15 protein-coding genes are annotated in these 13947 nt (G+C 71.2%); 10 read left to right on the top strand and 5 right to left on the bottom strand.

Features of this window, described 5'->3' with window-relative positions; genetic code table 11:
* Positions 1–2: 2 nt before the first annotated feature.
* A complete protein-coding gene (locus Dfulv_RS31535) occupies positions 3–1082 on the bottom strand; it encodes an iron ABC transporter substrate-binding protein (protein WP_259857438.1) in 1080 nt (359 codons plus the stop codon).
* A gap of 151 nt (positions 1083–1233) precedes the next feature.
* Here Dfulv_RS31535 and Dfulv_RS31540 point away from each other — a divergent pair, with 151 nt between their 5' ends.
* Positions 1234–1890, top strand: a complete 657-nt coding sequence (locus tag Dfulv_RS31540; RefSeq protein WP_259857439.1) for a response regulator transcription factor — start codon at positions 1234–1236, stop codon at positions 1888–1890.
* Positions 1887–3215, top strand: a complete 1329-nt coding sequence (locus Dfulv_RS31545; RefSeq protein ID WP_259857440.1) for a sensor histidine kinase — start codon at positions 1887–1889, stop codon at positions 3213–3215. The genes Dfulv_RS31540 and Dfulv_RS31545 overlap by 4 nt, the downstream gene beginning before the upstream one ends.
* A 7-nt stretch (positions 3216–3222) precedes the next feature.
* On the opposite strand, the gene Dfulv_RS31550 is transcribed toward Dfulv_RS31545, so the two are convergent.
* Positions 3223–4152: an NmrA family NAD(P)-binding protein gene (locus Dfulv_RS31550; protein ID WP_259857441.1), complete on the bottom strand. Its 930-nt coding sequence runs from the start codon at positions 4150–4152 to the stop codon at positions 3223–3225.
* A gap of 104 nt (positions 4153–4256) precedes the next feature.
* Here Dfulv_RS31550 and Dfulv_RS31555 point away from each other — a divergent pair, with 104 nt between their 5' ends.
* From Dfulv_RS31555 to Dfulv_RS31570, 4 genes are read left to right on the top strand one after another with little or no spacing between them, the layout of a single operon-like run.
* Positions 4257–4823 (top strand): TetR/AcrR family transcriptional regulator, encoded by a 567-nt coding sequence (locus tag Dfulv_RS31555; RefSeq protein WP_259857442.1) that lies wholly within the window; start codon positions 4257–4259, stop codon positions 4821–4823.
* Between the two features lie 30 nt (positions 4824–4853).
* Complete coding sequence (locus tag Dfulv_RS31560; protein ID WP_259857443.1) at positions 4854–6266, top strand: ABC transporter substrate-binding protein; 1413 nt, start codon at positions 4854–4856, stop codon at positions 6264–6266.
* The gene (locus Dfulv_RS31565) at positions 6266–7183 is read left to right on the top strand and encodes a carbohydrate ABC transporter permease (protein ID WP_259857444.1); all 918 of its coding nucleotides are present in this window, start codon (positions 6266–6268) and stop codon (positions 7181–7183) included. The genes Dfulv_RS31560 and Dfulv_RS31565 overlap by 1 nt, the downstream gene beginning before the upstream one ends.
* Positions 7180–8052 (top strand): carbohydrate ABC transporter permease, encoded by an 873-nt coding sequence (locus Dfulv_RS31570; RefSeq protein ID WP_259857445.1) that lies wholly within the window; start codon positions 7180–7182, stop codon positions 8050–8052. The genes Dfulv_RS31565 and Dfulv_RS31570 overlap by 4 nt, the downstream gene beginning before the upstream one ends.
* A 19-nt stretch (positions 8053–8071) precedes the next feature.
* Here the strand turns inward: Dfulv_RS31570 and Dfulv_RS31575 are convergent, their stop codons facing one another.
* The 3 genes from Dfulv_RS31575 to Dfulv_RS31585 are packed head-to-tail and all read right to left on the bottom strand — an operon-like array spanning position 8072 to position 10496.
* The gene (locus tag Dfulv_RS31575; RefSeq protein ID WP_259857446.1) at positions 8072–8404 is read right to left on the bottom strand and encodes a hypothetical protein; all 333 of its coding nucleotides are present in this window, start codon (positions 8402–8404) and stop codon (positions 8072–8074) included.
* Entirely contained in the window at positions 8401–8979 is a 579-nt protein-coding gene (locus Dfulv_RS31580; protein ID WP_259857447.1) for a sigma-70 family RNA polymerase sigma factor, read from the bottom strand. The genes Dfulv_RS31575 and Dfulv_RS31580 overlap by 4 nt, the downstream gene beginning before the upstream one ends.
* Positions 8976–10496, bottom strand: coding sequence for a sodium:solute symporter family protein (locus Dfulv_RS31585; RefSeq protein ID WP_344402718.1), 1521 nt, complete (start codon positions 10494–10496; stop codon positions 8976–8978). Before Dfulv_RS31585 ends, Dfulv_RS31580 begins: the two co-directional genes overlap by 4 nt.
* Positions 10497–10633: 137 nt before the next feature.
* On the opposite strand from Dfulv_RS31585, the gene Dfulv_RS31590 reads away from it, so the two are divergent.
* The 4 genes from Dfulv_RS31590 to Dfulv_RS31605 all read left to right on the top strand — a co-directional run bounded on the left by Dfulv_RS31590 (position 10634) and on the right by Dfulv_RS31605 (position 13890).
* Complete coding sequence (locus tag Dfulv_RS31590; protein WP_259857449.1) at positions 10634–10900, top strand: DUF3311 domain-containing protein; 267 nt, start codon at positions 10634–10636, stop codon at positions 10898–10900.
* Positions 10897–13068, top strand: coding sequence for a carbon starvation CstA family protein (locus tag Dfulv_RS31595; RefSeq protein ID WP_319805705.1), 2172 nt, complete (start codon positions 10897–10899; stop codon positions 13066–13068). The genes Dfulv_RS31590 and Dfulv_RS31595 overlap by 4 nt, the downstream gene beginning before the upstream one ends.
* On the top strand, positions 13065–13238 hold the full coding sequence (locus Dfulv_RS31600; RefSeq protein WP_259857450.1) for a YbdD/YjiX family protein: 174 nt from the start codon (positions 13065–13067) through the stop codon (positions 13236–13238). Before Dfulv_RS31595 ends, Dfulv_RS31600 begins: the two co-directional genes overlap by 4 nt.
* 193 nt (positions 13239–13431) lie before the next feature.
* Entirely contained in the window at positions 13432–13890 is a 459-nt protein-coding gene (locus Dfulv_RS31605; RefSeq protein WP_259857451.1) for a MarR family winged helix-turn-helix transcriptional regulator, read from the top strand.
* Positions 13891–13947: the final 57 nt, after the last annotated feature.

Here is a 13947-nt window from a genome sequence, read left to right on the forward strand (position 1 = left end):
ACTCAGAGGAGTCCGGCCGTTGTCATCAGCTGGGTGACCTTCTGGCTGTTGAGCTTGGACTCGTCGACAGCGGGCGCGCCGAGCTCCGACAGCGGTTTGAGGGCCGGGTTCGAGGCGACGCCCTCGCCCACCGAGTACTCGAAGGCGGTGCCGTTGGCGAGGATGGTCTGGCCCTCCTTGCCGGTGATGAAGTTGACCAGCGCCTGCGCCTCGTTGGGGTGCTTGCTCGACTTGAGCACGCCGCCGCCGGAGACGCTGACGAACGCGCCGGGGTCCTGGTTGCCGAAGAAGTGCAGCTTGACGTTCTTGCTGTTCTCCTTGGTCTTGGCCTGGTCGGCGTACCAGTAGTAGTGGTAGATGACGGCGCTGGCGACCGTGCCCGCGTTGACGGCCTTCATCGCGGCGCTGTTGCCGCTGAACGCCTGCCCGTTGTTCTTCAGCGCGGCCAGCCAGGCGCTGGTGGCCGCCTCACCCTTGAGTTCGAGCATCGCGCTGACGATCGCCTGGAAGTCGGCGCCCTTGGGCGCGGCGCCGTAGCGGTTCTTCCACGTCGGGTCCTGCAGGTCCATGATCGACTTGGGCAGGTCCGACTCGGTGACCATGGTGGGGTTGTACGCGAGGACGGTCGAGCGTGCCGCGATGCCGATCCAGTTCCGGGTGGACGGCACGTATTCGGCCGGCACCTGCGCGAGCGTCGCCGGGGCGATCGGCGCGAACAGTCCCGCGTTCTCGACCAGGGACATGGCCGGGGAGTTCTCGGTCAGGAAGACGTCGGCCGGCGACGCGGAGCCCTCGGCGACGAGCTGGTTGGCCATCGTCAGGTCACTGCCCTGGCGGATCTCGACCTTGACGCCGGTCTTGGCGGTGAACGCGGCGACCCATTCCTTGGTCAGGGTATCGTGCTGCGCATTATAGAGCACGAGGGTCACGTTGGGGTCGAGCGCGGCGGTGGAGCCGCCCGACGCCGCCGCTTCCGGCGTCGCGCCGGATCCGCCGCCGCAGGCGGTGAGGAGGATGGCGACGACCGGCACCGTGAGCATCGCGAGCAGGCGACGACGAGCGGTCGTTGCGGGGATCAACACGGGGGGCTTCCTTCGGTCGGAGGTCCAGGTAGGGCGTGTTAGGATTGCCTAACCTAGCTTTTGCACTGCCGCATATTTCGCCAATCCCCCAAAATTGGGGGGCGTACTGCCGAAGGAACCTGTCTGCGATGACGAGCCGTTGAGAACGCCGATGACACGGTCGGCATCGCTCACACAAACGGCCCGGGCCGGCAGGCGTTCCCGGGCCGTGCTGGTGATCGACGATCACCGGGTGTTCACCGACGTGCTCAGCTTCGCGCTGGACGCGCAGCCCGACCTCCGCTGCGTGGCCGTGGCGCACTCGGCGCGGGACGCGCTGGCGACCGCGGCGCATCGCGGCTTCGACGTGGCCATCGTGGATCTGCAACTGCCGGACGGCACCGGCCTGGACGTCGTGCACGAGCTGCGTGCCCTGCGCCCGGACGCACAGCTGATCGTGCTGACCGGCCATCCTCGGCCCGGCCTCGCCGAACAGGCCCGCGACGCCGGGGCCGACGCGTTGCTGGCGAAGGACGATGCGCTGCGCAGCGTCCTCGACGTCATCCGCGGCACCGAACCGCCGGACGAGACGGCCGGCGGGGCACCTGTCCCGGTCCCGCGCCTGAGCCCGCGCGAACGGGAAGTGCTGACCCTGCTGGCCACGGGCGCGCACGCCGGGCAGATCGCCGGCGAACTGGACCTGTCGGTGCACACCGTGCGCGACTACGTCAAGGCGATCCTGTCCAAGCTCGGGGCGCACTCCCAGCTCGACGCCGTGGCCGCCGCCGACCGGCTCGGCCTGATCGTCCGCGCGGACCGCTTCCGGTGAGGCGGCCACCCCGCCCGCCGACGCTACGGCGGGCGCTGCTGTGCCACGTGCTGCTCGCCGGTCTCGTGACGGTCGTCACCGCGGCCGGCGCGGCGACCACCGCGTGGCGCACCTCGAACCAGCAGGCGGCGCGCACCGCGCTCCAGGTTTCCGCCGCCATCGCCGACGCGGCGATCACGAGCCTCGCTGCGCACGACTTCGGCGCACCTGGCGGGTACGACCGTGCGGACGTCCTGGACCGGCTGCAACCGTTCCTGCGGTCCGGGACCGTGTACCGCGTCAAGCTCTGGATCGTCGAGGGCGACCGGGCCAGGATCCTGGTGTCGGACGAGGCGCGCATCGAGGGAACGTCACGGGGCACGGACAGCGGACCGCTGCGATCGATCGGGTCGGCGGGGCAACGCACCTTCAACGTGCCCGACGACGTGGAGCACCGCTACGAAACAACCCGCCAGGACCAGTTGCTGGAGGTCTTCCTCGACTTCCGCGACGAGGCACGCAACGTCCTGAGCCTGGAGCTCTACGTGCCGGTCGGTGGTGACGCCGCCGCGCTCCAGGCGATGACCGACCAGCTCCCGCTGCTCGTCGCCGGGGCACTGGGCATCGGACTCGCCACGCTCCCGCTCACCGTCGCCGCGAGCCGGCGCACGCGCCGCACCGCCGAGCGCTACGCGGTCCTCGCCACACTGGCCGTCACGGCGTCGGACCGCGAGCGGCGTGAGCTCGCCCAGCGCCTGCACGACGGCCCCATCCAGGCTCTCTCCGCCGCCAGTGTCGTGATGTCGCTGGACACGATGACGCTGCCGGGCGTGCCACCGGCGGACTCCCGCACGCTCGCGCACGACCTCGTCCGCGACAGCATCCGGCAGCTGCGGACCCTGACCGACGACGTCGTCCCCGAGCCGATCCCGGCCGCGGACCTCGCCGCCCGGCTGCCCGCGTTGCTTCGCCCGGCGGTACCGGAACCGATCGCGCTCGACGTCCGCGTCGCGCACCACGATCCCGGCGCCGATCTCAACGACGACCACGCGCTCCTTGTCGCCCGCAGCGCCCGGGAACTGGTCCGCAACGCCGTGCGGCACGGCCGGCCCGCCCGCGTCAGCGTCGTCCTCGACGTCGGCGACACGCTGCGGCTCACGGTCGACGACAACGGCGCCGGGTTCGATCCCCGCCGCGGGCCGCAACCCGGCCACGTCGGCCTGACCCTGATCGCACAGGCCGTGGCCGACGCCGGCGGCACCCTGTCGCTGCGCTCCAGCCCGGACGCGGGCTGCACGGCGACCGTCCAGCTGCCCCTCCCCCGCAGGCCGCACCAGGGTGCGTAGCAACCACTCACGACCCGTCAGAACGTAGGCGTTCGTACGCCCATTCCTCGAAGGTCGTGAGCGGGATGCCGAGTTCCCGCGCGTATTCCGGGCGGGCGGGTTGCCCGGCCACTTCCAGGAGGTCGTGCGGGGCGGTCGCCCACTCCGGCATGCCTGCGGCGAGCGCCTGCTCCTCGGTCAGGTCGGGCGCGGTCAGCTCGGTGCCCAGAGCGCGGGAGAGAACGCCGGCGATGTCCGTCATCGTCAGGTAGTCGCTTGCCAGCTCCAGCTCGACGCGGTCGAACCGCTGCGGCGCGGCGATGGCAGCGGCGGCCGCCGTGCCGATGTCGGCGACCGCGACGAGGGAGAGCCGGGTCTCGGGCTTCAGCACGGTCACCAGGCCGCCCTCGACACCGCGGGGGAACAGGTATGCCGTGGCGGGCAGGAAGTTCTCCATGAAGAAGCCGGGCTTGATGAGCGTCCAGTGCGTGAAGCCCGCCTCGCGCAAACGGTCCTGGATCCCGACCTTGGCGGCGTAGACCGGCTCCATGGACGCCCAGCGGCCCTCGGCCCAGCCGGGGACCTCGGTGTGCCGGCCGGCGCCGGAGACGGACGAGTGCACGAACTGCGGCACTTTCGCGGCCAGCGCGCCTTCGATCAGGTTGACGCCCTGGGTCAGCTCGCTTCCGAAGTCGAAGGCATCTCCCTTCAGCTCGGGCATCTGCACCGAGAAGACGGCCCGGGCTCCTTCGGTGGCCCTGAACACGGAGTCACGGTCGCGCAGATCGCCGGTGACCAGTTCGGCACCGAGCGCCTCGAGTGCCCTGGCCCGGTCGGTTGCGGGATCACGGACCAGCGCTCGGACGGGAACGCCGGTCGCGAGCAGGGCCCGGGCGGTGGCGCCACCCTGTCGCCCGGTCGCGCCGACGACCAGGACGGGTGCGGAATTGGTGGACACGAGGCTCCTCCTGTGGTGCGCAAGCACTAAACGGCGGGGCCCGCCGTTTCTGTTCCGATAAGATACGGCGGACCCCGCCATTTAGCAAACCTTGAGGTGACGCCATGACCGGCCAGCGCGCGGACGCCCGCCGTAACTTCGCGCGCCTGCTCGCTGTGGCCGAGGAGGCGATCGCCGCGCACGGCGCCGACGCCTCCCTGGAGCAGATCGCCCGCACCGCGGGCGTCGGATCGGCCACCGTGCGCCGGCACTTTCCCAACCGCCGCGCACTGCTCGAGGCGGTCTTCCGCGAACGGGTCGAGACCCTGTGCGCTCACGCCCGCGACCGGGCCGGCGCGGCCGACTCCCGGGCCGCGCTGCTGGAGTGGCTGAGCGAGGTCACCGCGTACGCCGCAACCATCCGAGGGCTGGCCATCGCACTGACCCTCGACAGCGCGGCCGACCCCGGTGCCATGCAGGAGAACTGCGCCACGGCGCAGCTCACCGAAGCGGGCGAACCGCTGGTGCGCCGCGCCGCGAGCGATGGTGCGCTGGCACCGGGCGTGACCGTCACCGATCTGCTCACCCTGATCACCGGCATCGCCCTGGCCACGGAGAACCACCCGGACCCCGCCGGCGAAGCGGATCGGCTGCTCGGCCTGACCGTGGCGGGCGTCAGCCCCGGCCGGTAAACGATTCGGCCGCCGCGGCAACAGAAGGGTGTGACCTCAACCAACCTGCTGTCCACGCGGCTGAGCCGGCGCCGGTTCGTCGGCGGCGCGGCGGTCGCCGGCATGGCGCTGGCCGCCGGCTGCGCTCATGAAGACGACGACGCCTTCGGCGCCGGTGTGCTCGCGGGCGGGCCGGCGGAGCAGTTCACGCCGCCGACGGCCAAGCTGACCGGAACGCTGCGGATCCTCGCCTGGAGCCATTTCGTGCCGACGTACGACCGCTGGTTCGACGAATTCGTCCGCCGGTGGGCCGGCCGGGTCGGCGTCGACGTCACCGTCGACCATGTCGATCTGGGCCAGATCACGACCCGGGTGGCGGCCGAGATCTACGCCGGTCGCGGGCACGACCTCATCCAGTACGTGGCGCCGCTGCCGCAGTTCGAACCGGCGGTGCTGGACCTGACCGATCTCGTCCGGGAGGCCAACCAGCGGTGGGGTCCGCAGCTGGAACTGTGCCGGCGGTCGAGCTTCAACCCGGTGACGAACCGGTACTTCGCCTATGCGCCGGGCTGGGTTCCGGATCCCGGGAACTACCGGCGCTCGATGTGGTCGAGCATCGGCCTGCCCGGCGGCCCGTCGAGCTGGGACGAACTGCTGCGCGGCGGGGCCGAGATCCGCCGCGCGACCGGCGTCCAGCTCGGGCTCGGCATGTCGCAGGAGCTCGATTCGAACATGGTCGGCCGTTCCCTGCTGTGGTCGTTCGGATCGTCCGTCCAGGACGGCGAGGGCCGGGTCACGCTCGACGTGCCGGAGACCGTCGCGGCGGTGGAGTTCATGACCCGGCTGTACCGCCAGACCATGACCGACGAGGTCTTCTCGTGGATCCCCAGCTCCAACAACCAGGGGCTGGTCGCCGGGCGGTTGTCGTACATCAGCAACTCGATCTCCGCCTGGCGCACCGCGCAGCGCTCCACCCCCGCGGTCGCGGCGGACGTCGACTTCGCGCCGGCGCTGGCCGGCCCGGCGGGCGCCCTGGCCGCGCATCACCTGGTGCACAACTGGGTCATCCCGAAGTACGCCACCGGGGCCGCCGCGGGACAGGAGTTCCTGTTGCACTACACCGCGAACTTCGCCGCCGCCACCTACGCGTCGACGCTGTACGACCTGTGCGCCTGGCCGGGCCGTACCCCAGAGCTCGCGACCTGGCTGCGGCGCGACCCGTTCCGCGCCGACCCGCCCGGCAAGCTCGCGCTGCTCGCCGACGCCGCCCGGTGGAGCGCCGACCTCGGCCACCCCGGCACGGCCAACGCCGCCATCGGCGAGGTCACCAGCAGCTTCGTCATCCCCGACATGTTCGCCCGCGCGGCGCGCGGCGAGGTCAGCGCCGCGGTCGCGGTCGCCGACGCCGCGGCGCAGGTCCGGTCCATCTACGCCAAGTGGCGGACCCGCGGGCTGGTGGCCTGATGGGACTGCACGGATTCCCTCCGCGGCGGCGGCGCACCCGTGATCGCGACGGTGCTCTGGCACCGCTGTTCGTCGTGCCGACCGTCGGCTACATCGCCGCCCTGATCCTCGGGCCGGTCGTCCTGGCCGTCGCGTACGCCGTGTCGGACGTGACCGTCGCCGACCCCACCTTCGACTGGGCCGGCCTGGCCGGCATCGAGGTCGTGCTGGCCGACCCCGTGTTCTGGCGGGCGCTGCTCAACACGTGCGTCATCACCGCGGCGACCACCCTGCTGGCGGTCGTCGGCGGGAACGTGGTGGCACGGCTGATGCTGGCCCGGGTGTACGGGCGCTGGCTGGTGCGGCTGTGCGTGCTGCTGCCGTGGGTCACGCCGGTCACCGTGTCGGCGGTCGCGTGGCTGTGGATGCTCGATTCGGTCTACTCGCCGCTGGACTGGGCCGGCCGGCAGCTCGGCCTGCTCGGCGCGGGAGAAAGCGTCAACTGGCTCGGCCGGCCCTCGACGGCCATGGCCTCGGTCGTGGCGGTGCAGGCGTGGCGGCTCACCCCGCTCACCGCCGTCATCATCATGGCCGGGCTCGTGGCGATTCCCCGCAACATCTACGAGGCGGCGCGCGTCGACGGCGCCGGCCGCTGGCTGCGGACCCGCTTCATGACGGTACCGCTGACCGCTCCGATCGTCGCGATCGCGGCGCTGTTCTGCGCGGTCTTCACGTTCAGCGACATGGCGGTGGTGCGGGTCCTGACCAACGGCGGCCCGACTCACTCCACCGAGGTGCTCGCCACGCTGGCGTTCCGCAGGGGCATCGACGGCGGCGACGTCGGCCAGGGCGCTGCGGTGGCCCTGTTCCTGCTGCCCGTACTGCTGGCCGCGACGCTGACGATCCTCGGCCTGGTACGCCGGATGGTGACCCGATGATCCCCGCGCGGCGCGCCGAGCGGGTGCGGCGGCGGCAACGGCTGGGCGTTGTCGCCGTGCACGCGGCGGCCTACACGGTCGCGTTGCTGGGTGCGGGGCCGTTCCTGTGGAGCATGATCACCGCCGTCAAGCTCAACCGCGACCTGTACGACCCGGCGCACAGCCCCTTGTGGTTCAACGCCCCGCCGACCGCCGACCATCTCGTGTACCTGTGGCGGCACACGGCCTTCCCGACGTTCGCGTGGAACACGCTGTGGATCGGCGCGGCGGTGGTCGCGGCCACCCTCCTGCTCGCCACGCCCGCCGGTTACGCGTTGGCGCGGCTGCGGCGGCCGTGGGCCGGCAGGCTCGGCATGGCGATCTTCCTGTGCTACCTCGTGCCGCCGAGCGTGCTGTTCCTGCCGCTGTCCCGGCTCGTCGCCACCGTCGGCCTCCAGGACTCGGACTGGGCCCTGGTGCTGGTCTACCCGACGCTGACCGTCCCGGTGTCGGTCTGGCTGATGATGGGCTTCTTCAGCGCGATCCCGCCGCAGGTCGAGGAGCAGGCGCTGGTCGACGGCTGCACCCGGTTCGCCGCCTTCCGGCGGGTCGCGTTGCCGCTGGCCGTGCCCGGGCTGGTCGCGGTCGTGGTGCTCAGCTTCGTCCTGTGCGCGAGCGAGTACCTGTACGCGATCGCGTTCGTCTCCCCCACCGCCCGGAAGGTCGTCTCCACCGGAATCCCCACCGAGCTGATCCGGGGCGACCTCTTCTACTGGCAGTCCCTGCAGGGCGCCGTCGTGTTGGTCGCGGTGCCCGTCGCGGTGGTCTTCAACCTGCTGCTCAAGCGGTTCGTCGCGGGATTCACCGCGGGCTCGGTGACCGTGGGATGACGGACGGCGGAGGCGCCGGCTACGGCGGCGGCCCGATGCCGCTCGTCGGCGCCTCCGTGCTGGTCCCCGGCCGGTCGTTGAAGATGATGTGGGTGTTGACGTCGGCGCGGCTCAACGCCCACAGGCCGATGATGTCGGCGAGCGCGAAGATCACCGCGGCGAGGATCGCGAGCACGATCCGCCGCCGGCGCTCCCGGCGCCGCCAGTCGGCCAGGGCGGCCGGGTAGCGGTCCGGTGTGCCGTGCACGGAGGTGGCGAGCGCGTCGAACACGTCACGAAGCTGTTCCTCGGCGACCCCGGAGCCCGTGACCGGGCCGGTTCCGGGAGTCCGACCGGGTGGGACGCCACTCATCTCCGCTCCTCCAGTAAGCGCGTGAGCGTGGCCATACCCCGCGACGTGTGCGACTTGACCGCGCCTGCGGAGATGCCCATCGCCGCGGCTATCTCCGATTCTCGCAGATCCAGCCAGTACCGCAGCACCAGCGCCTCCCGCTGCCGGGCCGGCAGCCGCTTGATCGCCTCCACCAGGGCGCGCTGATCGTCGCGCAGCAGCACCTCGGCCTCGGCCGACCCGACCGACTCGATCACCTGCTCCGCGTGCCTGCGCGCCACCTGCAGCCGGCGCACCCGCATCCGCACGAGGTTGCACACGACGGCGCGCAGGTAGCTCAGCGCGGCGTCGTGGCTGCGTAACCGGCGCCATCGCCGGTACAGCTCGTAGAACGCCTCCGAGACGATGTCCTCGGCTTCGCTCTCCGCGCCGAGCAGCACCGCCAGGCGCAGCAGCTGGGTGTGGTTGGCGTCGAAGAGCCTGGCCAGTGCGGCCTCGCGCTCCAGGTCGACAAGGTTCATCCCGGCGGGGTCGGGCCCGGCCGGCGCCGGGTCGGCAGCCGGTGCGAGCACGCGTGACGAGACCTGCTGGCTCACTGGACCACCGCCCCGGTGACGGTACCGCCGTGGAGTTCCCGGGCCACGCCGAGCCGGTCCAGCGCCGGGGTCAGCGCCACGGCGACCGCGACGTTGAGCACCAGCGCCGCGAGCGCGACGTACACGTGGACGCCGGCGACCGATACGACCGAGGAGAAGCCGCCGGAGGCCACCAGCACGGTTCCCGCGACCATGCCGACGAGCCAGCCGGCGAGCAACGCGCCGCGGTGCGGCCAGCGGGTGAACAGCCCGAGGGCCACCGTGGGGAACGTCTGCAGGATCCACACCCCGCCGAGCAGTTGCAGGTTGATCGCGTCCTGGTCGGGCAGGCCGAAGATGAACGCCAGCGCCCCGAACTTCGCCACCAGCGACACCGCGCGGGCGACCTGGGCCTGGTGCTTCGGCGTCGCCGGCGGGTGGAAGTACTCGACGTAGACGTTACGCACGAACAGCGTCGCCGCACCGACCGACATCACCGCGGCGGGCACCAGTGCCCCGACCGCGAGCGCGCCGAACACGAGCCCCGTGGCGACCGGTGCGGTCAGTTCCTGCACCATCAGCGGCACGGCCGCCTCGGCGTTGCCGGGCCGGGCCTGCACGCCCGCGGCGAGCGCCGCGACGCCGAGCAGCGCGAAGAGCCCCAGCACGGCGGTCCACGCCGGCAGTCCGATGATCGCCTTGCGGAGCCGCTCGCCGCTGGACGCGGCGAACGATGCGGTCAGCACGTGCGGGTACATGAGCAGCGCGAGCGCGGAGCCGAGCGCCAGCGTGGCGTACGTGGTGTACAGCGAGGGGGTGAGGGTCAGCGAGGCTTCCGGGACACCGCGTGCGGTGATGGCGTCCTCGGCGGCCCGGAACACCGCCTGCGGCCCGCCGAGCCGGCCGAGGACCAGCACGACGACGCCGACGACCGTGGTACCCACCAGGACCCCCTTGGCCAGCGATATGACGGTCGGCGCGCGCAGCCCGCTGCGGTACGTGGCACCGGCCAGCACCGCGAACACCGCGACCAGCGTGAGGTCGCCCGCGATCCCGTCGGTGGGATAGAGGCCGCCGGCCACCAGGACCGCGCGGATGCCGAGCAGTTGCAGCGCGATGTACGGCATGGTGGCGAGAATGCCGGTGAGCGCCACGGCGAGCGCGAGCAGCGGCGAGTCGTAGCGGGTCCGCACGTAGTCGGCCACCGTCGTATGGCCGTTGTCCTTCGCGGCCTGCCACAGCCTCGGCAGGAGCACGAAGGCCAGCGGGTAGACGATCACCGTGTACGCGAGCGCGAAGAACCCCAGCGCCCCGATCCCGTACACGAGACCCGGCACCGCCGCGTACGTGTAGGCCGTGTAGATCGTGCCGCCGAGCAGGAACCAGGTCAGCACGGCCCCGAACTGCCGCCCCGCCAGCGCCCAGCCGTCGAGTGTGGGCAGTTCGTCGCGTACCCGGAAGCGCCGCGCGGCGATCGCGAGCAGCGACGTACCGGCGACGACCAACGTAAAGGCGGCGGTGCTGGCGGGATCGACCATGGGCACCCTCTCAGTCCTCTGTCTGTTGCGCAGGCTCTCGGATCGGTTGACACGAAACAAGAGGCAATCGGGCAGTAAACCGAGCGACATGGGTGCGCAACATTCAGGCATCGTCGACGACTGCTCGGGAGGCCGGTGTGGCGAGATTCCGGAAGGCATTCAGGGTCGCCGCCTACACCGGCCTGGCACTGCCGCTCGTGGCCATCCTCTGGGTCCCGCTCTACGCGCGGACCACGCCCCGGCTGGCAGGGCTGCCCTTTTTCTACTGGTTCCAGTTCGTCTGGATCTTCCTCAGCGTGGCACTGATGACGGCCAGTCATCTGCTGCTGAAGCGTGCGGACCCCGGGGTCCGCACGCCGGGGACGGATCCGGGCGGACGCCCCCACCCTGGAGAACATGGATGAGCATCCTCCCCCCGACGACCCGGGCCCGCCCGGGCGTGCGGTCCATCGTGACCTGGACGGCCGTGTCGATCGTCGGCGCGATCGCCTGGGGAACCATCGCCCTTGCCCGCGGCGAGCGCATCTCGGCGATCTGGCTGGTCGTCGCGGCACTGTGTTCGTACGCGATCGCCTACCGGTTCTACGCGCGCTTCATCGCCCGGCGCGTGCTCAAGGTCGACGACCGGCGCGCCACGCCCGCGGAGCGGCTGGACAACGGCATCGATTACCACGTCACCGACCGGCGCGTGCTGCTGGGCCACCACTTCGCCGCGATCGCGGGCGCCGGACCGCTGGTCGGGCCGGTCCTGGCGGCGCAGATGGGCTACCTGCCCGGCACCATCTGGATCATCGTCGGCGTCGTCTTCGCCGGCGCCGTGCAGGACATGGTGGTCATGTTCCTGTCCATGCGCCGGGACGGGAAGAGCCTCGGCCAGATGGCCCGGGACGAGATCGGCCGCGTCGGCGGCGTCGCGGCCCTGGTGGCGGTCTTCTCCATCATGATTATCCTGCTCGGGGTCCTCGCGCTCGTCGTCGTCAACGCGCTCGCGAAGTCGCCCTGGGGCACCTTCTCCATCGCCATGACCATCCCGATCGCCCTGTTCATGGGCTTCTACCTGCGGGTGCTGCGGCCGGGCCGGGTGATCGAGACCAGCGTGATCGGCGTCGCGCTGCTGCTCCTCGCCATCGTCGCGGGCGGCTGGGTCCAGGACTCGAGCTGGGCCGGCGCGTTCACGCTCAAGCCCGAAACGCTGGTCTTCTGCCTGGTCGGGTACGGTTTTGTCGCATCCGTTCTGCCCGTGTGGATGCTCCTGGCGCCACGCGACTACCTGTCCACCTTCATGAAGATCGGGACGATCGGGCTGCTCGCGGTCGGCGTGCTGGTGACCGCCCCGGTGCTGCAGAACGAGGCCGTCACCAAGTTCGCGTTCAGCGGCACCGGCCCGGTCTTCGGCGGCACGCTGTTCCCGTTCGTCTTCATCACCATCGCCTGCGGGGCGCTGTCCGGCTTCCACGCGCTGATCTCGTCGGGCACCACGCCGAAGATGATCCAGAAGGAGTCGCAGGTCCGGCTCGTCGGCTACGGCGCCATGCTGATGGAGTCCTTCGTCGCGGTCATGGCGATCATTGCCGCGTCGCTGCTGGATCCGGGGCTCTACTACGCGATGAACTCCCCGGGCGGCGTGGTCGGCACGACCTTCGAGAGCGCCGCGACGGCGGTGACCAACCTGGGCTTCGTCGTCACGCCGGAGAGCCTGCAGGCCGCGTCCGCCGCCGTCGGCGAGCCGACACTGGTGTCGCGTACCGGCGGCGCGCCGACGCTCGCCGTCGGCATCTCCGAGATCTTCTCCGGCTTCCTCGGCGGGGCGGGCGTCAAGGCGTTCTGGTACCACTTCGCGATCATGTTCGAGGCGCTGTTCATCCTGACCACCGTCGACGCCGGGACCCGGGTCGGCCGGTTCATGCTCCAGGACACGCTGGGCAACATCTGGAAGCCGCTCGGCCGGGTCAGCTGGCTGCCCGGCGTGTGGCTGACCAGCGCGGCGGTCGTGGGCGCCTGGGGCTACTTCCTGTACACCGGTGTCACCAACCCGCTCGGCGGCATCAACCAGCTCTTCCCGCTGTTCGGTATCGCCAACCAACTGCTCGCCGCCGTGGCGCTGACCGTCGCCACGGTCATCCTGGTCAAGAGCGGCCGGCTCAAATGGGCCTGGGTCACCGCCATACCGCTGGCCTGGGACGCGGCGGTCACGCTGACCGCCAGCTACCAGAAGATCTTCTCCACCGACCCGAAGATGGGCTTCTTCGCCCAGCGCCAGCGCTTCGCCGACGCCCTCGAACAGGGCAAGGTGCTCGCACCCGCCAAGAACCTCGACCAGATGCAAGAGGTCGTCACCAACTCGACCGTGCAGGGCGTGTTGTCGGTGTTCTTCGCGCTCCTGATCATCATCGTCATCGTGGACGGGGCCCGGGTGTGCCTCCAGGCGATCGTCCGGGGCCGGGAGCTGCCGACGACCGAGGTACCGTTCGTGGAATCGGCGATCGTCGCACCGTCTGGCCTCTTCGCCACGGCCGACGACCGACGGGAACTCGTCGGTGCGGCGACCGCCGACGGGACCGGCGACCGATGAACCTGCGGCAGCTGCCGGCGCGGCTCTGGTGGTACCTGCGCGAACTGGCCGGCGAGACCGGCTACGACCACTACGTCGCACACCACCGGGAACACCGCACGGCGGGGGTCCCGCTGACCCGCCGGGAGTTCGAGCGGCTGAAAGGCGGCACCGCCGTGCGGTGCTGCTGAAAGTCCGGGACCGCGTCGCGGCCGGACCGGGTTCACCCGACCCGGCCGGCCGTGACGGCGGCGCCGCACCACGCCGGTCAGGTCAGGTCAGGTCGTCGGAACACAACGGGCAGCGCGGATGAACTGTGACACACGTGCGGGCAGATAGTCAGTTTAGCCTTGTCAGTTTCAACTGAATATCTATGCTGGAGTCATGGCCGAGGCTCCTCACACGACGGCTCGCGCGAGCAGCGATCTCGCGCTCGTCGCCGCCCGTGATCTCACCGTCGCCGTCAGCCGGCTGCGTCGCCGCCTCCACGAGTTGCGCGGTGAGGACGGGCTCACCCCGTCGCAGACTTCGGTGCTGAGCCGGCTCGAGAAGGACGGACCGGCGACCGCGAGCGAGCTGGCGGTGGCCGAGCGGGTGCGTCCCCAGTCGATGACAGCCACGGTGGCCGTGCTTGTGGAGCGCGGCCTGGTTCGCCGTGAGCCCGATCCCGACGACGGTCGCCGCCAGTGCCTCGCGCTCACCGACCACGCGCACGCCTGGATCACGGACACCCGTCGCGTCCGGAACGAGTGGCTGGCGGCGACGCTGCAGCAGGAGCTCACCACCGAGGAACTCAGCACCGTCGTTCAGGCGATAGCACTGATCGAGCGGGCAATGCTGTGACGACGGCCCCCGTCAGATCCGACGCTCGGAGCGCGCCGGCAGCGAGCTTCGACCGCC

Origin of the sequence: Dactylosporangium fulvum, from assembly GCF_025137375.1 — a bacterium.
In the GTDB taxonomy this organism is placed as follows: Bacteria; Actinomycetota; Actinomycetes; order Mycobacteriales; family Micromonosporaceae; genus Dactylosporangium; species Dactylosporangium fulvum.

Coding starts and splice junctions, on each gene's coding strand:
- Dfulv_RS31540 (WP_259857439.1), top strand. CDS start 1,234: ATGACACGGTCGGCATCGCTCACACAAACGGCCCGGGCCGGCAGGCGT.
- Dfulv_RS31555 (WP_259857442.1), top strand. CDS start 4,257: ATGACCGGCCAGCGCGCGGACGCCCGCCGTAACTTCGCGCGCCTGCTC.
- Dfulv_RS31565 (WP_259857444.1), top strand. CDS start 6,266: ATGGGACTGCACGGATTCCCTCCGCGGCGGCGGCGCACCCGTGATCGC.
- Dfulv_RS31570 (WP_259857445.1), top strand. CDS start 7,180: ATGATCCCCGCGCGGCGCGCCGAGCGGGTGCGGCGGCGGCAACGGCTG.
- Dfulv_RS31575 (WP_259857446.1), bottom strand. CDS start 8,404: ATGAGTGGCGTCCCACCCGGTCGGACTCCCGGAACCGGCCCGGTCACG.
- Dfulv_RS31585 (WP_344402718.1), bottom strand. CDS start 10,496: ATGGTCGATCCCGCCAGCACCGCCGCCTTTACGTTGGTCGTCGCCGGT.
- Dfulv_RS31595 (WP_319805705.1), top strand. CDS start 10,897: ATGAGCATCCTCCCCCCGACGACCCGGGCCCGCCCGGGCGTGCGGTCC.
- Dfulv_RS31600 (WP_259857450.1), top strand. CDS start 13,065: ATGAACCTGCGGCAGCTGCCGGCGCGGCTCTGGTGGTACCTGCGCGAA.
- Dfulv_RS31605 (WP_259857451.1), top strand. CDS start 13,432: ATGGCCGAGGCTCCTCACACGACGGCTCGCGCGAGCAGCGATCTCGCG.